18 protein-coding genes are annotated in these 19464 nt (G+C 47.5%); 7 read left to right on the forward strand and 11 right to left on the reverse strand.

The window, feature by feature from the left end:
- Position 1 precedes the first annotated feature (1 nt).
- From ACHZCY_RS18765 to ACHZCY_RS18780, 4 genes are all read right to left on the reverse strand, one after another.
- Complete coding sequence (locus tag ACHZCY_RS18765; RefSeq protein WP_319549964.1) at positions 2–802, reverse strand: ThiF family adenylyltransferase; 801 nt, start codon at positions 800–802, stop codon at positions 2–4.
- Positions 803–806: 4 nt separating this feature from the next.
- Positions 807–2234, reverse strand: coding sequence for an MFS transporter (locus ACHZCY_RS18770; RefSeq protein ID WP_394713416.1), 1428 nt, complete (start codon positions 2232–2234; stop codon positions 807–809).
- 17 nt (positions 2235–2251) lie between these two features.
- Entirely contained in the window at positions 2252–3724 is a 1473-nt protein-coding gene (locus ACHZCY_RS18775) for an adenine nucleotide alpha hydrolase family protein (protein WP_319549966.1), read from the reverse strand.
- 734 nt (positions 3725–4458) lie between these two features.
- Complete coding sequence (locus ACHZCY_RS18780) at positions 4459–6258, reverse strand: RiPP maturation radical SAM C-methyltransferase (protein ID WP_319549967.1); 1800 nt, start codon at positions 6256–6258, stop codon at positions 4459–4461.
- A 642-nt stretch (positions 6259–6900) separates the two neighbouring features.
- Between ACHZCY_RS18780 and ACHZCY_RS18785 the strand changes: the two genes are divergently transcribed.
- Both ACHZCY_RS18785 and ACHZCY_RS18790 read left to right on the forward strand, forming a co-directional pair.
- Entirely contained in the window at positions 6901–7470 is a 570-nt protein-coding gene (locus ACHZCY_RS18785) for a CBS domain-containing protein (RefSeq protein WP_319549968.1), read from the forward strand.
- Between the two features lie 86 nt (positions 7471–7556).
- Positions 7557–8978: a transferase gene (locus ACHZCY_RS18790; RefSeq protein WP_205220976.1), complete on the forward strand. Its 1422-nt coding sequence runs from the start codon at positions 7557–7559 to the stop codon at positions 8976–8978.
- 27 nt (positions 8979–9005) lie between these two features.
- Here the strand turns inward: ACHZCY_RS18790 and ACHZCY_RS18795 are convergent, their stop codons facing one another.
- The 3 genes from ACHZCY_RS18795 to ACHZCY_RS18805 all read right to left on the reverse strand — a co-directional run bounded on the left by ACHZCY_RS18795 (position 9006) and on the right by ACHZCY_RS18805 (position 10419).
- Positions 9006–9131 carry a hypothetical protein gene (locus ACHZCY_RS18795; protein ID WP_319549969.1) on the reverse strand — a complete coding sequence of 42 codons (126 nt, stop codon included), beginning with the start codon at positions 9129–9131 and terminating at the stop codon, positions 9006–9008.
- Positions 9132–9149: 18 nt separating this feature from the next.
- A complete protein-coding gene (locus tag ACHZCY_RS18800; protein WP_205220977.1) occupies positions 9150–9467 on the reverse strand; it encodes a DUF1104 domain-containing protein in 318 nt (105 codons plus the stop codon).
- Between the two features lie 268 nt (positions 9468–9735).
- Positions 9736–10419: a class I SAM-dependent methyltransferase gene (locus ACHZCY_RS18805; protein WP_319549970.1), complete on the reverse strand. Its 684-nt coding sequence runs from the start codon at positions 10417–10419 to the stop codon at positions 9736–9738.
- 529 nt (positions 10420–10948) lie between these two features.
- Between ACHZCY_RS18805 and ACHZCY_RS18810 the strand changes: the two genes are divergently transcribed.
- From ACHZCY_RS18810 to pta, 5 genes are all read left to right on the forward strand, one after another.
- Positions 10949–11173: an EF-hand domain-containing protein gene (locus ACHZCY_RS18810; RefSeq protein ID WP_319549971.1), complete on the forward strand. Its 225-nt coding sequence runs from the start codon at positions 10949–10951 to the stop codon at positions 11171–11173.
- Positions 11174–11585: 412 nt separating this feature from the next.
- A complete protein-coding gene (locus ACHZCY_RS18815) occupies positions 11586–12182 on the forward strand; it encodes an NUDIX hydrolase (protein WP_319549972.1) in 597 nt (198 codons plus the stop codon).
- A gap of 67 nt (positions 12183–12249) precedes the next feature.
- Positions 12250–13341 (forward strand): esterase-like activity of phytase family protein, encoded by a 1092-nt coding sequence (locus tag ACHZCY_RS18820; protein ID WP_319549973.1) that lies wholly within the window; start codon positions 12250–12252, stop codon positions 13339–13341.
- A gap of 143 nt (positions 13342–13484) precedes the next feature.
- The gene (locus ACHZCY_RS18825) at positions 13485–14132 is read left to right on the forward strand and encodes an HAD family hydrolase (RefSeq protein WP_319549974.1); all 648 of its coding nucleotides are present in this window, start codon (positions 13485–13487) and stop codon (positions 14130–14132) included.
- A 95-nt stretch (positions 14133–14227) separates the two neighbouring features.
- The gene (pta, locus tag ACHZCY_RS18830; RefSeq protein ID WP_319549975.1) at positions 14228–16333 is read left to right on the forward strand and encodes a phosphate acetyltransferase; all 2106 of its coding nucleotides are present in this window, start codon (positions 14228–14230) and stop codon (positions 16331–16333) included.
- A gap of 8 nt (positions 16334–16341) precedes the next feature.
- Here pta and ACHZCY_RS18835 read toward each other — a convergent pair whose 3' ends face one another.
- The 4 genes from ACHZCY_RS18835 to ACHZCY_RS18850 are packed head-to-tail and all read right to left on the reverse strand — an operon-like array spanning position 16342 to position 19389.
- A complete protein-coding gene (locus tag ACHZCY_RS18835; RefSeq protein ID WP_319549976.1) occupies positions 16342–17253 on the reverse strand; it encodes a LysR substrate-binding domain-containing protein in 912 nt (303 codons plus the stop codon).
- Between the two features lies 1 nt (position 17254).
- Positions 17255–18049 (reverse strand): amino acid ABC transporter ATP-binding protein, encoded by a 795-nt coding sequence (locus tag ACHZCY_RS18840; protein WP_319549977.1) that lies wholly within the window; start codon positions 18047–18049, stop codon positions 17255–17257.
- Positions 18042–18731 (reverse strand): amino acid ABC transporter permease, encoded by a 690-nt coding sequence (locus tag ACHZCY_RS18845; RefSeq protein ID WP_319549978.1) that lies wholly within the window; start codon positions 18729–18731, stop codon positions 18042–18044. Before ACHZCY_RS18845 ends, ACHZCY_RS18840 begins: the two co-directional genes overlap by 8 nt.
- Positions 18732–18738: 7 nt before the next feature.
- Positions 18739–19389, reverse strand: coding sequence for an amino acid ABC transporter permease (locus tag ACHZCY_RS18850; protein ID WP_319549979.1), 651 nt, complete (start codon positions 19387–19389; stop codon positions 18739–18741).
- Positions 19390–19464: the final 75 nt, after the last annotated feature.

Genomic DNA, 19464 nt, shown 5'->3' on the forward strand with positions numbered 1-19464 from the left:
CTCACTCCCCATCCAGCCGGGTAATGTCGGCCACGTTCAGGCGATGGGTCATAAAGTCAAGCGTCACGTATCTGGGTGCGAACACCGGGGCACGCTCCATTAGCGTCGTGTTTGTCAATAGGTGAGCAAGAACTTCGTTGGCCAGCAAAACATTAGACGCGAGTCCACCAATGGCCGTGGTTGGAATAACACCTGCCGCCAATCCCTGTTTCATCCGCTGCATGGCTGCATCGCTAAAATTGCTCTGCATATGTGAAGGCAGAAGGCCGCCGCCTTTGTCCTGCTCCTTGGCCAATGCCCAAAATTCGTCTTCCTTCATACCATCGGGTGCGTAGTTAACCATGAGCGCGCCAAAGCCGATGGCTCCGCAGGTAAATGCGGGGATATTGTATTTTTCAAGCAGGGTCGGCGTCATTTTTTTCACCTCTTCACCCTTTTCCACATCGATGACTGCGACAAAGGCATGGCAACCGTCGAGGAATTCGTCAAGATTTGCCGCGTGAATACCGTCGGGATAGGGTGTTATGTCGATCTCTGGGTTTATGGAGCGGGCAAGCTCCATGTAGACATCCAGCTTGGCACGATCCATGGTCGTGCCAAACGCTGCAGCCTGTCGGTTCATGTCCGGCGGATCAAAGATACCGTTTTCCGCTAACCGGAATTGGCTCGCGCCGCATCGTACCAGAGCAAGAAACGCCCCTCCGCCAACACCACCCAGTCCGGCAAAGGCGATTTTTTTTTGCTGCAGAATGTCGAAACCTTCTTGACCAAAAAAGGGCCGTGCCCTGTCCAAAAAATGCATGATGCTAGCTCCTTGTCCCGGTTGTTGCCTTAGCTGCGGCATTCGTTGTCGTAATATAAATGACGGCGATGGTAAGTAACAGGGCAGCGCATACCGTGACCCCGGTCAATGCGGTAACGAGTCCTCCCTCAGCAGCCACCGGACCTGTTTTGCCTGCCGCGCCCACAGCATAGAGATATGAGAAAAGCGACAGTCCGAGGGATCCCCCCACCGACATGGTCAGTGAATTCATGGCCGAAAAAACGCCCTCTTGTCCTGCTGGAGCGCATTCCAGTAACATTGCCGTACTTGAAATCAGCACTGCGGCAAAACCGGCACCAAACAGTATCAGCACTGTGGCCAGGAGTATGAATGACGGGCTGCCTGGCAATATAAATGCGGAGGAGGAAATGACTAACAGCCCCAAGCTGCCACAGGTCATGATACCAGATCCTCCCAACCGGTCTGTGAGTTTTCCTGCAAGGGGGGTGACCACGGCCATGGCACCGGCGTTGGCAAGCATCAGCATACCGGCCGCTGAGGGAGACATGCCTACGCTGCGGGTCAAAAAAAAGGGAAAGATGACCAGGATACCGTTGAGCGCCATGAACAACACCACTTTTATGGTGATGAGCATGGTCAGACTACGATCCCGAAACACAGCAAGCTGCAGCAAAGGAGTCTCTGCTCTTTTTTCCACGGCAATAAACAGGATGAGGCTGCATACAAACAGCCCGAACAACCCGCCTGTTTGAAGAGGGTGCCATCCGTTTTTGGCAAGACTGACAAGCCCCAGTGGCAGGGTGGTAAACATGATGATACTCAATATACCGCCTGGCAGATCAAGCTGTTTAATGTTTTCCTGAAAAGAACGCCGGGGGCGTGCCCTGGACCGCAGGTGCAGGGCAAGGGCGGCACCTGAAAGAAGACAAAGAGGGATGTTAATGATAAAGGCCCAGTGCCATGAAATATGTTGCGCCAGATAACCACCCAGCGGGGGGCCTATGATAGTACCAAAACTCATGACCATAATCACGGCTCCCAAAATACTGCCGATTCTGTCCCTGGGAAATTCGGACAGGATTAATGCCCCGAAAGAGGCGGCCATCATAGCTCCGCCGATGCCCTGAATAACCCGACCGGACAGGATGTGGCCAAAGGAGAGCGACAGCGCACAACCAATGGAGCCAAGCATGAACAAAAAAATTCCCATCAGAAAGATCATCGCCGCGTCAAAGATATCGGCACACCTGCCGAACAGGAGCTGCAATGCCGCCATCATGGTCAGATACATGGTGGCGAGCATCATTATCTGGTCTGCCCGGACCTGGAAGGCCGACTGCAGGGTAGGCAGCATGATGTTGACGATACTGGTATCCAAGCCGCTGACAAACAGGCCAAGCATCAATGATATCGTTATGACAGTCTGCGATGATTGAGCGGCTTTGTCCATCGATGACGTCGAATTGATCATACCTTTGAACATGCAGAGCAGTTACAGAGAGAAAAAGGCAGTTCTCCTTCGTTGTCGATCACATCTCGTGAAATTCCAAGATCCTGAAGCAGTGGCTCCAGAGGCTGAGGCTCGCCGTGGTAGCCCAGGTGATCGATTTCTGCCAACCCTTCCTCACGGGTCAACAGGCCGAAGTATACCCCGGCACTGACTTCCACTATGGATTGGGGAAAGAATGTACTCCGCATGTTGGAGAACCGCATGAACTGACAATAATCCTTAACACGTTCGATGACGCAGCTGGTGTGAAGCATACCCTTGTGGTCAGGTGGCATTTGCCAGGCCATTTCCTGTTCAATTAGTTCAGTCGCTTCTTTCCATGTACCATAGCTTTCATTTGTTTTCAGGCGACGCAATTGCGGCACATGCAGTTCAGGGTCTTTGCGCGCCTGGTCAAGGGTCTGGTCGAGGTGCCGGTAAAGAGGAGCAAGCTGCTGCCTGACAGATCGCTGGTAGCGAAGGAAGTCAGACGTCATGGCGTATGGTGAATGGGGTTCCGGTGTATCGGCGACCATGCTGAAAAAATCCAGAGTCATTTCGCGCTGGCTTCTGGGGGGTGTCGGGGCATTTTTTTCCGGAGATTTCAATTCATTCATAACATAGCTGGCTACGGCCAGTTGTACTTCCTCCACTCCCTGCATGATAAAGGGAATCCGTTCCTCAACGGCCAATGGGAAGAAGAGGACATGGGCTACTGTGGGGCAGAGGCAAGGCAGTCCTACAGTTGTAAACTGACCACGCATAGCCTTGCGCACCATATCCCAGGGCAGAGTACGCTCAACCAGTTCGACTGTGGGCAGGAGCCTGACTGAACGGCGCAGATTCTCCCGGCAGGTGTCATTGGTGTAAGGCATGTTCCACGACACAGCCATTACCCGCAGGCCAAGCTTCTTTGCCAGCAGCCAAAGCAGATAAGTAGAATCTTTGCCGCCCGTGCACAAGACCATGACATCGAAACGGGACTGCGTATTGGTACGGGCGGCTTCCAGCAGTTCAGCTTCGGTTATATAATTCTGCGGTCCAGCCGAGATACCAGATTTCTCAGCCTGTTCATAACATTGACAAAAGGCACAGAGACCATTTTGGTCGAATTCCAGACCGGGAAGGAGAACGTCGTCATTGACGCAACGGATACATTGCTGCCGGTTGTCCGGGGTTGCTTGCCGCCTGACATCTCCAATATCCACGATTGCTCCCTCTTCGACCAGCCGGGTGAACTGCGGATGGGAGGTTAGGGGCTCGGGCAGCGCAGAAAGCGAGCGGGTGCCGTTCAGGGTACGGATACCTTCCGCCACTTCAGGTTCCAGCTCTATGGTGGACCGTAGGTGATATGGGGGATTGCGAAGGCCGTAATAGACTAGGGCAGGGGTGTTGGTGTCATATCTCAGCTGCCAGCGAAATTGCAGAGCCGGATGTTCGGGCAAGCGCATAACATCTCCTGATGCGATGGGAAAAGGACAAAAAAATATTCGAATTATGACTGATGCAGACCACTGATATAGAGCATGCAAAAATACCGGCGTTGATCATACTGAGTAAAGCGTTACAAGATGATGCCATCTTCTCTTTATTCACTCAGAACAGCGTCCATCATCAGTGTAGCAAACAATTTTGTTAATATGTAATAAAATCGATTTGTAATGTTACGTTCGAGTTGAGCTCTTTGCGGGAGACCCCCAAAAGAAACAACTACAGAATGTGTGATCTCTTTCTTCAAAACCAAAATAGGCAACCATCCACCCCTTCTAACCCGGATTTCTCATCAGTGAAGTTTTTCGCAGATCGAGGCGCAGGACACGCAGCAGGTAAGCGTAGACTCCGATAGTAAGCTACCGCAAATGGCCTGCAACAAAGAGTCTGCGGAAAAATCCGCTGACCCGGAGGGTGAGTTTTTTGATTATCGACGAAAAAACAGTCTGTTTTTTAAGCGCTACCGTATTTTCTATAAATATCAAAAACTTAAGTCGAAAACCAAAAAACTCATGAGAAATTCGGGCTAAATATACTTTCGATGTAGCTACTATATTTGCCGTCCTGACTTTTTTTCTCTTTTTGATACGTTGCATATAGGTCCTTTGCCCCATCAGGTATTTTTTCGTAAACAGTGGCCGAATGTGCTCTCACCAACAAGTTAATACAGGAAACCCCTGTTTTTGTTGGCAGGCTATGTTGTGTGTCGAATCGCCAGAGAGAGAACCCGGCCATTTTCTTGAAACATCAGACGTTTTGCACAGAGATCATTGATAAAATTTCTCAAGGCAGGTTCCGCTATTTTTGGAAAAGCCGCGAGGAGATCCTCTATACTGGTTGGTGTTGCACAGGAAAGATATATTTTTCTGGAAAGGCCTCGCAGCCGGTGAAGCAGAGGCTTGCCTGTTCCTGTTTCCTGGCGGATGATTAAAAAAGTACTGCCGTCACGGTAAAAGAGCGGTGGACGGCCTTGTGGTCTCTTGCTGTGGAAGTGCTGCCAGTCCTTTATTTTTTGTCTGACCGGTGCCCACATAGCGTGTTGTCGCTTCCGGTCACCCCGGTAGCTGTTGAGAAGCATGTCCATCCCTTGCAGGTAAGTTTTGGGGAAAAGTTTTTTGTTTTTTGCATGCGGCAGGATGGCCTGGATCGAAAACTCTTTGCTGCGATCGTAGATAGGAGAACCAAGGCCAAGAAAAAAGGTTGCCGGTTCCATTGGTGGGTAGGGCCGTACAAAATCCAGGTGATGCAGCGTTTCTGTAATTTCCGCTTCTGTGGTGGTCGGGAAATCAGTAATCAGGTTGCCTTCCAGGCGGATTCCATATTGACAGCACAGTTTCATGGCCGCAATGTTGTCGATGGCTGTGGTACCCTTTTCCATTTTCTGCAGCAGCGAGGAAGACAAGGCCTCAATCCCAACCTGCACCGTACGCAGGCCACCCAGCCGATATAGCTTCAACTGCTCGGGTTTGGTCAGCGCTCTGATTTCAGCAAAAAAATCAAAATCCATATCAGCTTCGGCCATTGCTGCAAAAAAACGATCAGCTTCTCTGGGCGGTAACGCATTATCTGTAAAAGTGAAGTGTAACGATTCGTAGGCTTTTGCCAGGTGCAACGTTTCTTCTGTCATCCTGCGGCTGTTTTTAAATCGGTAGTCGTGCCATTGCAGATTCAGGTTGCAGAAGGTGCATTTGTTCCACCAGCACCCTCTTGAAAATTCCAAAGGTAAGACCGGGATAAAGGGTTGGCTGGGAAAGACCTGACGCATTTCGTGAAAATAAGAAGAAAAGTCAGGGTAGGGCAGGTCGTCGAGTCGCTGCGGGGCAGGGGCAATATCTGTATGTGGTGTAGACAGCCTGGTATGGACGGTTTGCGGCAGGGATTGCTCCTTAGCTTGAAGAAAGCGACATAGCTGAAGCAGTGAGCCTTCCCCTTCGCCATCGATGACATAATCCACCTCCTGGAAATGTTCAGCCAGAGAGGCGGCAAGTGGGCCTGAGCAGGAAGAACCTCCAAAAACGATGGGCATCTTTGGCATGCGTTCTTTTATCGTACGAGCCAGGTAAAGGGAGGGCAACAATTGACTAAAACAAACAGTGAAACCGACCAGGTCGTATCGTTTTAGGTCATTTTGGGCCAACCACTGTTCCAGGTGGCGCTCCATCACCGCAACCAGTTGTTCAAAGTCAGGAGCTGGATCGATTGCACCGGTTATGCTCTCTTGAAAAAGTTTACGCGCATCTGTTCGTTTTTCAGGGAAGAGCAGGGGGCTGAACAACGCTTCTCCTGCCCATCCTGAAAAGGCCAGTTTGGAGTAAGTAGTAGTGCCTATCACCTTGGCGGTGTGTAAATAGGGATGGAAGGCATCAACCGTGTAATCGGATTCACGTTCCAAAAAACTTTTTAAAGTCCCCAGCTGGATGGAAGGGCGATTGAAAATCGACCAGGGCATGGAAATGAGGGCTATATGCATGGAGGAAGTTGGTTCAGGGTTCATGAAAGTGGTATCTTTTTTTGTGTTGTCATAAATATGGCCTTTCAATCAAAGAAAACACCATATTTATTTGATAGATTACCACTTTTATGGTGGTGTGCGCTAGTAAGTGGAGGCTGGGAAACAGAACATTGCTAGAGTTGATGCCTGGCCACAAATGACATTAAGGTACGGTAGTAGCGCTGAACAGGTTCAGCGCAAGGTTTTGACGAGGGTATTTGTTATTCGCTTCTACGTGATAAATTGGTATAAGATAGGAGCAACTAATTGAAATCCAAGCGTTTCTACTTTGTGATCGTCCACCAGGAGCTATATTTTTAGAAAATAATATGTTCATAACCCCTCAATATTATTAATGTAAGACTTTAACGATGCCAAAGCTGTGAGGGCGGATAGGTGTAGCGTATCCATCAATTCCCGGCATCGGCCGCGTGGACAGACTGTGTTTCTTCACCCAGGGTGAAGGCCGGATCGCGGGTAAAAAGGTAAGCGCAGATTCCGTGGCATGCCGGTGAAGGAGTGCTTTGCTTTTTTTCAAGATTTTTACAATCCCTCTATGTACGTTATGTTTCAAATAGAGGTCGGGCCCTGATTGTACTACTGAATACTACTGAAGTTACTTAATTTCGACTAAAAGGAATATTTATGGAGAACATATGTGTCAAAGACCTGATGGTACCAATTTCTGAATATGCCACTGTCGTTGTCGGCACTTCTTTGATTGATGCTGTTTTAGCCCTGGAGGCAGCGCAAGAAGCCTATTCCGCCAGTAAATACGAGCATAGAGCTATTCTTGTTTTAGATGATAACAAGGCTGTTATCGGTAAAGTCGGCCAACTTCGAATATTGAAAGCTATTGAAACCAGATATGACCTTGGTTGTGATGTTGAAAAATTGAGTCAATTTAAATTTAGTGATCAGTATATAGCAGACAAATGTGAGCAGTACAGGTTGGAAGGCCCGATATTGGACCAGGATTCTTTTCGTGCAACGGCAAATAAAAAAGTAGAAGAATTTATGCAGCGGCCTACCCCCGGCGAATTTGTCTCGGAAGAAAGTTCCCTGGATATGGCAATTCATAAACTTGTAGCAGGAACCCACCTCTCTCTTCTTGTTACAAGGAAAGAAGAGATTGTAGGGGTCTTAAGGATTGGAGATGTATTCGCTTCTGTTTTTCATGAAATGCGCAAGAGGGAAGGGGAACTGGAAACCTGACCGGTGATGGTTGTCGATATTGAGTCCTCCTTCATTTGATATATTCATCCTGTATACATTGCACTTTTACGGTAGAGAAGAGAAACATGAACGAACTGCAAAAATTATATGAAAGAATTATTCAGCGGGTAAATATCAACCTCCGTGAACTTAATTTTGACACAGAGCCATACTCCACGGGTATAATTCAACCCCAACAGATGGATAAGTTTTATGCTTTTTATGGGATAACAACGGGGCATCCTTTGAATTTGGTATTTGAAAATTCAGGATTAGCTGGGAGCTATTTTTTGGGAAAATGCCGAATTTCCAACTCATTGCTTTACAAGAGTGATATTCGGGGAGACGAGTTGAAGAGAAAAGGGGATCTTTTTAAATATCAGAATTTTGCGATCGACCTAAACGACGACGAATCGATCGACATCAGAACTTCTGCCCTGGCTAAAACTCTGGTCCACAATCATTCGCATGACCCGGAAACTCCTGAAGTGTTCTTTATCAGAGATACGCTTGCCATGGATTACGCAAACATCCATGGCTCGCCGACTGATGGGGCTTTTCTCGGTCCCTTTGCGACTGTTGATTTAACAACCGTCCAGGATAGTGTTATCGGAACGTATTCTTATATTCAGGCGGGAGAAATCAGTCACATGAGAATAGACCCCGGCACGATATGGGTAAACGCACCTGACCAGTTTAACTTTTACTATCGTCATGACCCGGATCTCCTCAAAAAATACGCAACTGTAACCCCGGGTGAACGTCCTCGTGGAATGATATTTGATTTTATTGAGGAACGTGAAGAAGCTTTTCAGCGCCTTTTTGATGCAGTTAATGTTGATGTTATTGAATCTGTGCCCAAAACAGCATCTCTTGATCGGTACGCTGTTGTCCTGCCCAAAACTACCATTGCTGATAATGTTCTTATCTCGCAAAGGGCGTATTTAGAGGATTCGTATATTGGTAAGGGATCAAATGCACAGGAAAATTGTTACATTATCCACTCAAAGCTCGAAGGATATAACGTCACAGCCCATGGTGCCAAGATAATTGAATCGGATCTTGAGCGAGATGTCTTTGTCGGGTTCAATAGTTTCTTGTTAGGAAAAGAGGGGGCAAGGCTGCATGTCGGCCAAGGTTGCATTGTCATGCCGCATACAATTGTCGACATTGATGAACCCTTGCATATTCCAAAGGATCATTTGGTGTGGGGCATCATAAGAAACAATGCTGATCTTGAAAAAAACAGTATTTCTTTTGATGCATTGAAGGCAGAGAAAACCGCATTCAACAAGGGGAATCTGCACTTTGAAGGAAACGGCTACCTTTTTGTCAAAGCATTTAAGGACCGCATTGATCACATTCTTGATGCTAATGGTGCTTTTTTTGACGGAGCAAATAATACCGGTCACGCGCAAAGGAACCAAAATCTGTCACTTAACACGATACAACCTTTTCAATTTGGTGCAATGAAAGGGCTCTACCCCAATATCACCATAGAACTGTAAACAGCAGATAACTGTTCATCGGTCACCCTAAGGAGTCTGCGCACTATCAGGGATCAGGCTGGAAAATAGAGCATTACTTTCGTTAATCAGCATGGGGCTCTCTTCTTTGCTGATGCAGATGGGCAGCAACTGATGGACTTTATTCGAGTCCATCAGTTGCAGGTGAATGATTCAATTATTTTTCCCCTGACCTTGCCCCTGACCAGCGCCCTTCCCAGATCCTTGACCTTTTCCGCCACCGTATCCTTTGCCTTTCCCCTTGCCTGGTCCCATATACTGGGTGCGTTCTTCAGGGGTCATTTGATTGATTCTTTTTTGCCATTCATTGCGAAAGGCATTTCTTTCGGCTTCTGTAGCATTGTACAACGTCCCGCGCACATTGTTTAACTCCTCAGTGGTCATGGTCGTGTAATCAGTGCTCCAGGCAGGGCTGTTCAAGGTAAAGACTGCCAAGGCTGCCAAAAGTGAAGTTGCCATTTTCTTTCTCATGATGTTCTCCTTAATGGTTGAAAAAGTGAATAGGACTATTCCCAGCGTCGCATATCTTGCGTGCATAAGGGACCTTCGTGCATGGATTATTCGTGCGTCTTCTATGACTCTAAGCAGTATCCATGCCAGGGAAACATTGTGCTGTCAATTATGTGAAAATTTCTTGAAATCAGGTAGTTGGGATTTTTTCTGCCGTAAGCTGACTGTTGCAGCGGCGACAAGTTATGCAACCTTCGACGGAATTGTCGAGGGAAGGGGCCTTAAAAGATTATTCTTCGTTTGTATGCCATTGCACTGCCAGGAAAGCTCCTGTTTCAGCATGTTCCCTGTTTCCCTGTAGTTCAATCTCTGGAATGTCTTCAACCCGGGTATTTTTTTGAAAGTGAATGGCCGTCTTGATAACGCAGGGGTGCGGAACCAGCAAACGCATATCCTGCGGTGAACGGAAAGAAACGTTCTGAAAGAGGCTATGCCCCCCGTCTCGGGCATTCTTTTGTCTCTCTATTGCCCATGGACTGAGACTATTTAAAGTGGTAACAACGATACATCCTCCTTTTCGGGTGACTCTATTCAGTTCTGCTATTGCTTTTTCTGCGTCAGCCACAAATTCAATCGCGGTCATGGAAAACACTTTGTCAAAACTGTTGTCAGGAAAAGGGAGGGCACACATATCGCTGCAGAGACCGCTAAAGGCGTCATCTCGAGTACGCTCCAACGCTATTTTCAGCATAGGAAGAGACAGGTCAATGCCGACCACCGTCGTTCCGCAGTCAAGAACATCCTCTGTGAAAATACCCGTGCCGCAGCCCACATCCAAAATCTTTTCGCCTGGCTGGGGATACAGTAGCTCAAGTAACAGCTCAGTTTCATACTTTTTTACAAGCCTTCCTGAAGAGGTTGTAAACCAACGGTCATATTTATCTGTCCATGAGTCAAAAAGTGCGGTGTCCATTATTTATTTTGCGGTAAAGTGTTAAAATTTTGTTGATAGTTGGTGGTATGTTCGAAAATATTTGTACCTTTTCTTTGCAAAAGGAGCCGCATACCTCCTGTCTGAATATAGTTTCAAGTATCACGTGCCTACACGAACGAAACTGATTTTATCGGCAGAAAGGGCGTCGCCATTTTGTGCATTATGTCTGGAATACTACTCTATTGGTATAAGCTGCTTGTCCTTTATGGGTAACTGGGTAGCTGGTAAATCCAGTTTACTCTCTAATTCATCAAAATTACAAGAGAAGTGTCGCCGACCGGCCACAAGCATTTTCCCGTATTTTCAGGGGGTTTGTTTAGATGGCCTGTAAAGGTGTCTTTTGCCGACAACGGTTATCCATGCTATCTTTAACTTTATATGTCTCTGATTGTTTTATCTTTTTGATATATCCACACTGTTTTGTAGTGGCATACCCCTTGCTAGAGCAGGGCAAGTTATGTGGGAATATATCCCAATATTTCAAAGTAAACAGAAGAGGAATATAATCATGATGAAAAGAACTGTAGTTGCAATGGCCGCTTTGTCTATTTCCCTGGTATCAGGAAATGTCTTTGCCGATACCCATCCCCTTATGGGACTTGATAAGGACCAAGACGGCTTTGTTTCCCTCGAGGAAGCGCAAGAGATGCCGGAAGTGGTTGAAGCGTTCGACGTGCTCGACGTTAACAAGGATGGCAAACTTGATGTAAAAGAGTTATCCGCCCTTAAATAGAACCTAAATCTTGCAGGATTTAGGTAGAAGTAATTAGTATTCGACGACGGGTTCCGGTTTTGGTCGAGTCCGTCGTCGTTTTTGTTAGAAGATTATATGGTGTAGCTGAAATAATTTTTTTTATAAGTTGTACCTACTTGTTATTGTAACCTTTCGCTTTTCAAGCCGCAGCGCACTACCCACCTGTTTGTGGTTATGAAAAATTTCTTTTGCAGTATTCCATAGCTTTCCTCATAGTCTTTCCTCGCAAGTTTATATGCCTGCATTGTAAATAAAAATGCATCTTTTTGAGGCGCATCCAGGCACTGTGAAAATGTTCATCAGTCCAAATCCCTGGATCATTAACAAGGAATTGATAGTCCACACACTGTCCATCCTGGGGTGAGTGTGGTATATATTCACAGGTTAATGCGTGTCGTTTCCCAATATGAAAAAGAAGAAGGCAATCATCATGGGCGATAAAAACAACTTGAATGGCTGGGAACTGGCCGAAGAAAAGGAACTGCTTAAAACCTCATTGGGGAGCATTTGGTCCGGTCCTGCTAAATGTCGCAGGAGTGGTAGGGAAAAGGAATTTTTTTTGTTTGATTTTACAGACTGGGTAAATGTTGTTGCCGTGACCCCTGACAACCAGTTGGTCATGATTCGTCAATTTCGTTATGGCAGTCGCCGCCAGGAAATTGAAATCCCCGGCGGAATGATCGATCCCGGTGAAGATCCCATAACCGCGGGTTGCCGTGAACTGCTTGAGGAAACCGGCTATACCGGCAGCGATCCGCTGATTATCGGTAAGGTGTGTCCTAATCCAGCTTTGCAGCGCAATTACTGTTATACGGTCATGGTACGGGACGCTGTGAAATCCGCTGAGCCCAGATTTGACGATATGGAAGATATAGAGTGTTTTCTTCATTCGTATGCAGAGGTGGCGTCGCTTGTCAGAGCAGGAACGATTGATCATGGGTTGGTATTGAACGCCTTGATGTTTTACAAAATGGCGGAGCTTTTTTGAGAAAGACCTCTCTTTCATTCAATATGATTTTTCCAGAAGCATTTTACCCGGAAAGGAAGGGAAAAAGATGAAAAGTTTGTTGTTAGTGCCATTGCTGCTTATGCAACTTAGCGTTTTGCAGGCCTGCGCAGTAACCCTGGAGTTGATCGGGGATCAGAATTTTCGCTACGATACCCAGGTTGGGGGGACTGCTTTTAACGGACTGTCAGGGCTGGCCTATGATCTTGAAGAAGGCTGCTTCTATGCTGTTTCCGATGACAGGTCACAGTTTCATTCGGCAAGATATTATGTGCTTGCAGTGGATGATGATGACGGGTTCACTCTTACACCTCAAAAGGTGATATTTTTTCAAGACGCCGACCGGCAGTTTTTCAAGAAAAATAAAATCGATTTTGAGGGACTGGCAATCCTGGGGAACAAAAATTTGCTCGTCAGCAGCGAAGGGCCTGTGGAGCAGGGAGAAGAACCGTCGCTAACCGAGTTTCGCATGGACGGTAGTTTTGTAAAACAGTGGAATCTTCCTTCGCAATTTATACAGGGGCTGGAAGGGGAGAAAGGCGTTCGGGAAAATCTTGGGTTGGAAGCCTTAACCGTGACACCGAATTTCGAATGCATCTTTACCGCAAATGAGCAGGCCCTGAAGCAGGATGGCAAGAAAACCACCATTGTAAATGGTTCACCTGTCCGTATTATTAAGTATTCAAAAAGTGGGAAAGTTTTAGCCCATTATCCCTATATGGTTTCACCGGTACCGAATCCTACCGGCATGAATGCATTGCAAGGGGGGAACGGTCTGGTTGAACTACTTGCCCTTGATGAGTATCGTTTACTTGCCATGGAGAGAAGCTGGGTCACCACGCTTAACACAGTGTATATTCGTATCTACCTGATCGACCTGGAAGAGGGGAGAGATGTTTCATCTGTGCAATCATTGAAATCTCTAAACAGGGAGAGCGGGTTTGTTAAGAAAACATTGGTTCTTGACCTGGATAGCCTCCTGCCGCTTCCAGATCCGGAGTACAGCTCTCTGGACAACATAGAAGGTATGTCGTTTGGACCCGACCTGCCGGACGGTAGCAAAACGCTTTTTCTGGTGTCCGATGGCAACTTTAATACATCTCAGCGCACGCTTTTTCTGGCATTCAAAATACGCTTATAAGAAGATGGCTCATGGTGGAAAGTTGAGCGTGGTTACCGGAAAGAGGAGACGTATTTGCTGAAAGCTACCGTTGTCGTTTTAGGATCGGGTGAATCTTTTATAACAAAGTATCAGTGGGTCTTTTCAGAGACTGGAGATATAGAATGAAATCGTATGACAGCTATCTTTTTGATGCCGATGGCACCCTTTTCGACACTGTGGATCTCATCTGCACATGTTTTCAATATGTTGCTGAAAAATATGCAGGAAAAAGCATGGAGAGAAGTACCATTATTGATGGTATTGGCCTGCCGCTCAAGAGTCAACTCATCACTCATTTGGGCGCCGAGCAGGATCATGATCAGATTCTTGATGATTATCTCCAATACCAGCTCAGTATTATGGAACAAAGCATCAGCCCGTTTCCCCATGTTATCGAAACATTGGAGCTGCTTAAAGGCGCCGGCAAACAACTGGCCGTTGTCACCTCACGAAGAAGATTCAGCCTGGAGCAAATCCTTGAGTCTACGGATACTCACAAGTATTTTGATGTGTTGATAACCCCGGAAGACACAACCAATCATAAGCCCGACGCCGAACCCGCGCTCAAGGCTATGTCGCTGCTTAATGCCGATAAAGCCAGTACCGTTTTTATCGGCGACGCCCTCTATGATATCTGCAGCGGAGCCGGCGCCGGTATCGATACCATTTTTGTCAACTGGAGCCATGCGCATGTCTCCTCCCTTCCTGTTGCTCCCACCTGGTCGATTGACTCTTTACAGGAACTGACTGTGTGCCTCCGCAACAGGTAGATGGGAAAATGATGATGTAGGAAAAGCAGCTCAGATAGTCAGGAAACTCCTCGGTAAACATCTTTTATTAAGAGATCACTTAAAAAGGTTCGCTCATGTCTAAAAATCTGTATGTTACAGCACTTGAGCCGCAAAGCGGCATGTCTGTGGTCACCTTGGGAATCATGGAATTTTTGGTGCGAAATCTTGAGCGGGTGGCTTTTTTCAGACCTATTATCAACGTCTCTCGCCATGCAGATGGTATCGATAAAATTCTTCACCTGATTTCCACCCACTATGATTTGAAATTATCCTATGAGCAGATGTATGCCTTTACCTTTGATGAGGCACAAAATCTGATATCGGAAGATAAAACAGGGCAACTGGTTGAAGGGATACTGACCAAGTATAAGGCCCTTGAAAGTGAGCATGATTTCGTCCTTTGCCTGGGAACGGATTTTGAGAGTGACTCCTCGGCGTTTGAGTTTGAGCTGAATGCGGATATTGCCAACAATCTCAGGTGCCCGATTCTGATGATAGCCAATGGCTATGAGGGTTCGGTCGATGGTATGCTGAAAACCTGTAAATTTGCCATTGAAGCTTTTGAGGACAAAGGTTCCAGTGTGTTGGCAATGATCCTCAACCGAACACCTGTCCATTTGCAGGAAAACATTTCTGCTTTCTTGCTCGATAGCCTCCGGGAGAAGGTGGAGCTTATCTATTCCATCCCCCACGACGAATCCCTGGAAATGCTCACCATGGCTGAAATAGTTGCCGCACTTGACGGGGAAGTTATCTATGGGCAAGGGCAACTCAGCAGGCTGGCTACTCGTTTTGTTGTGGCGGCAATGAACCTGCAAAACTATCTGCCCACCCTTGCCGATGATGACCTGGTCATCACTCCTGCAGACCGTCTTGATATCATTTTAGGCACTATGGCTGCCTATCGTTCCACAAACATGCCCAATATCGCAGGTATGGTCCTCACTGGGTACCTGCAACCCGAAAAAACACTCCAGGACTTGCTCGAAGGGGCTGAAGGGCTGGTTCCCATTGTTAAGGTTGAAGATGATACCTTTAGCACTGCCTCCAAGATCAAGGCTATCCGCAACTACATCACGCCCGAATCCACCCGTAAAATTGCCACTGCGCTGGGGCTCTTTGAGGCCAATGTGGACACCACGGCATTACGCAAGAGAATTATTCGTTTTTCCAGCCTGTACACCTCGCCCAAAATGTTTGAGTTTGGCCTGATTAAACGCGCCAGGACCAACAAGCAGGTTATTGTGCTTCCCGAAGGGGAAGAGGAACGTATCTTGCGAGCAGCAGAAATACTCGTCCACCGGGATGCGGTGAAAATTATTTTGCTGGGCAGGTCCAAAGCGATCCTCAAAAAAATAGTTGATTATGGGCTCTCGCTAACCGGTATCGAGATTATTGATCCAATTCAATCCGAGCATTTTGAAGACTATGCCGCCACATACTACGAGCTTCGTCGGCACAAAGGGATTACCCCGGATAATGCCCGCGATGTCATGTCCGGGGTTAACCACTTCGGCACCATGATGGTCTACAAAGGGCATGCCGATGGTATGGTGTCAGGTTCTGTGCATTCAACTCTGCAGACTGTTCGCCCCGCACTGGAATTTGTAAAAACCAAGCCGGGCAGCACCATCATGTCAGGGGTGTTTTTCATGTGCCTGGAAGACCGTGTGCTCGCCTATGCCGACTGCGCTGTCAACCCCAGGCCCACTGCCGAGCAGCTGGCGGAGATTGCCATTGAAACGTCTAAAACAGCCAGGTTGTTCGGCATTAATCCACTGGTTGCCATGCTTTCTTATTCTTCCGGTTCATCGGGAAAAGGTGAAGAGGTGGATAAGGTGAAAAAAGCCACCGAAATTGCCCATAAACTTGCGCCGGAGCTGATGCTCGAAGGGCCGATCCAGTACGACGCTGCCGTTGATGCCACGGTTGCCAAGACCAAAATGCCGGAGAGCAGCGTTGCCGGAAAGGCAACAGTCTTTATTTTTCCCGATCTCAATACCGGCAACAACACCTACAAAGCAGTGCAGCGTTCAGCAGGGGCGGTGGCAATCGGCCCGATTATGCAGGGCCTGAACAAACCGGTAAATGACCTGAGCCGTGGCTGCTTGATACCCGATATTGTGAACACGGTCGCCATTACAGCCATCCAGGCACAGGCGGAGAAAGGGTTGATGTGAGGTTTACGTCAAAACTGCATACCCTCTCGAAACAATGCTGCCTGTTCCTTGGTCCACTCATAAAATTTTTGAATGACGATACGTTTCAGATTCGATTTTGGGCAGGCAAGGTAAAAACCGTCTTCTAAAAGTACATGATCAAATAGCCTGACAAGGCGTCCCTTTGCGATATCTTCCGCCACCAGGCTGTGTCTGCTCACTGCAACCCCTTGTCCTTTGATTGCACTTTCACACACCATGGCCAAGGTGCTAAATGCTGGGCCTGTGCCGGATTGAGGCATGGACATTCCCAAGCTGGCAAACCATGCATCCCAGCTTGTACTGTAAATAGCTTGCGGCACGGAGTCATGTAAAAGGTGCTCGCCGCGGAGATCTTGTGGGGAGGCAATCCGATGAGATAGAAGAAAGTCAGGTGAACAAACCGGGAAAATGGCATCATGAAAGAGAAAGCTCTGGTCCCACTCGGGATGATCTCCCTTACCGTATGTGATGGCAATGTCTACGCCGTCATTGAGAAAATCAGGTTGTGCCAGGTCAGCGTCAACGACAATGTTTAATTCAGGTGCCCAGTCTCGCAGTTCGTCGATCCTCGGCAGCAACCAGCGTGCGGCAAAAGAGGGCAGGGCGCGAACGGTCAATTTTCCGGTGAGCCTTGTGTCGTCCAGTTCCTGCAGGCTCTGTTCTATTCTCCCTAAACCTTCACGGACAGCATCCCAAAACCTGGCACCTTTCTCGGTGAATTTTAAACCGCGTGCCTGTCGCTCAAAAAGTCGAAATCCGATGACTGACTCCAACTTGGCTATCTGCTGGCTGACAGCACTTTGTGAGATACCGAGTTCGTTTCCTGCCTTAGTGAAGTTTAAATGCCTCGCTGCAGCAACAAAGAATCTGAGGCTGTCGAGCGATTTTAATCTGTCCATATCAGTTGATGCCGGCGTTTCGTTCCGACCACGTGCTGAGAAAAGCTTTCAAGCGCGGGCTTGATGGATTTTCAAAAACCTTGCTGGGAGGACCTTCTTCTTCGATGATGCCGTCGGCAAGAAAGACAACCTTGTCTGCTACCTGGGCAGCAAAACCCATTTCATGGGTGACGATAATCATGGTCATGCCCTCATCGGCAAGATCGCGCATAACCGTGAGCACCTCGCCGACCAGCTCCGGGTCAAGGGCTGAAGTGGGTTCGTCAAAAAGCATTATAGAAGGTTCCATGCTCAGCGAACGGGCAATGGCAACCCTTTGCTGCTGGCCACCTGAAAGGTTGGCTGGGTAGTGGTCTTCCTTGCCGGATAAACCAACTTTGTTCAAAAAGAAGCGGGCTTTTTCTTCTGCCTCTTTGCTGGGAAGCTTTTTGACTAGGGTCAGCGGTGCCATAACGTTTTTAAGAACCGTCATATGTGGCCAGAGGTTAAATTGCTGAAAAACCATGCACACATTTTTCAAGGAGGCAAAACGGGCTTGCTGGAGTCTACTTGAGGTCTTTTTCCCCGGTTCTAAGGCGCTAAACGATTCCTTTCCTACAGATATTTTTCCTTCATCAAAGGTTTCCAGGCTGTTTATACAACGGAGCATGGTACTCTTGCCGGAACCGGACCCGCCTATGAGGCAGACAACTTCTTTGTGTTTTACCTTGAGATCGATCCCTTTAAGCACTGTATTGTCGCCAAACGATTTCCATAGATAGTGCAGCTGAACTGCATAAGTATCCTTGTTAGACATTGTGATTTGCCGAAGTTTGAGTTGTGGGGGAGAGGGAAGTCAGTTGTCTTTTTTCCCATGCCATGCCGCATTTAGAAATACAGTGTACGATAATCCAGTAAGCTCCTGCCAGGAGCAGGTATGGTTCTACAATGGAAAAGGTGCTGGTTGACACCTTGACCGCAGCCGTTGTCAGTTCCGGAACAGTTATGATGGATAATATGGCAGATTCTTTGACAATGATAATTGTCTGGTTTGTTAGTGCCGGTAAGATCAGGGTCAACATTTGAGGCAACTGGATATGCAGTATTATCTGCAATTTGGAAAATCCGAGGTCGTTGGCAGCCTCAATCTGGCCCTTGGGAATGCTTTGAAATCCAGCACGATAGATTTCAGCGAAATATGCGCCGCCGTATGCCGCAAGGCCTATGATTCCGGTTGCGATTGCGGAAAGACGAAGGCCAAAGTGGGGACCTCCGTAGAAGAGTAGAAAGAGCTGTACTAAAAGTGGCGTGCCTCGGAAAACATTTATATACCAGCGGCATGATATCTGAAAAAGTAGAAAGCGTGATTGGCCTAATATGTAAAGGAACAGCCCCCAGAGTAGGCCGCAAAGGATGCCGGCGGCACAGACGAGCAAAGTAAAGGCGAATCCTTTGAGAAACAGCGGGTAATATTGAGTTATGATGGAGAGATCAAACATGTTTGCTTTATATCCTTTTCATTTTTTGTTCAATGATATTGCCAAAGCTGCTTATGGCGTAGGTCATGACAAAATAAATAACTCCAGCTGCAAGAAAGAACTCGATGGGACGAAAACTGGTTGAAGCCAGTGTTTGCGAGATTCGCATAAGATCCGTTACTGCGATGGTGGAAATCAAGGCTGAGTTTTTCAAGATATCTATAGATTCGTTGATCAGTGCCGGAACGGTTGCTCTGAATACCTGGGGTATTTGGATGTGTATCTTGATTTGCCACCAGCTAAAGCCAAGATCTTGAGCTGCTTCCACTTGTCCTTTGGGCAGGGATTGAAAGCCGCCACGGAGAATTTCAGACTGAAATGCCGCCGTATTCATTGATAACGCAATGATAGCCGCAGCCACTGAAGGGATGAATATGCCGAAAAGCGGCAGGAAATAAAAAATAATGGCAAGCTGAACCAGTAATGGGGTACCTCTGAAGAAACTGACATAAATGGCGATAGTTCTCTGGAGTGGTTTGTTTCCCGAAAATTTCCCGAAACAGAGGAGATGGCCGAGCACAAAGCCGATGCCTATGGATACAAAGGATATCCATAAGGTACGCCATGCCCCAGCAAGAAGTTCTGGGATGTGATCGAGGATAATCGTAAAATCGAACATTCTGACCGTCCGTAGGTGTTGTCAAGGATGCAGGTGCGAGTCGTCCCGTTATTGGCCCGGGACGACTCGGGGGGT

The organism is Desulfogranum marinum (assembly GCF_963675105.2).
GTDB classification, from domain to species: domain Bacteria; phylum Desulfobacterota; class Desulfobulbia; order Desulfobulbales; family Desulfobulbaceae; genus Desulfogranum; species Desulfogranum marinum.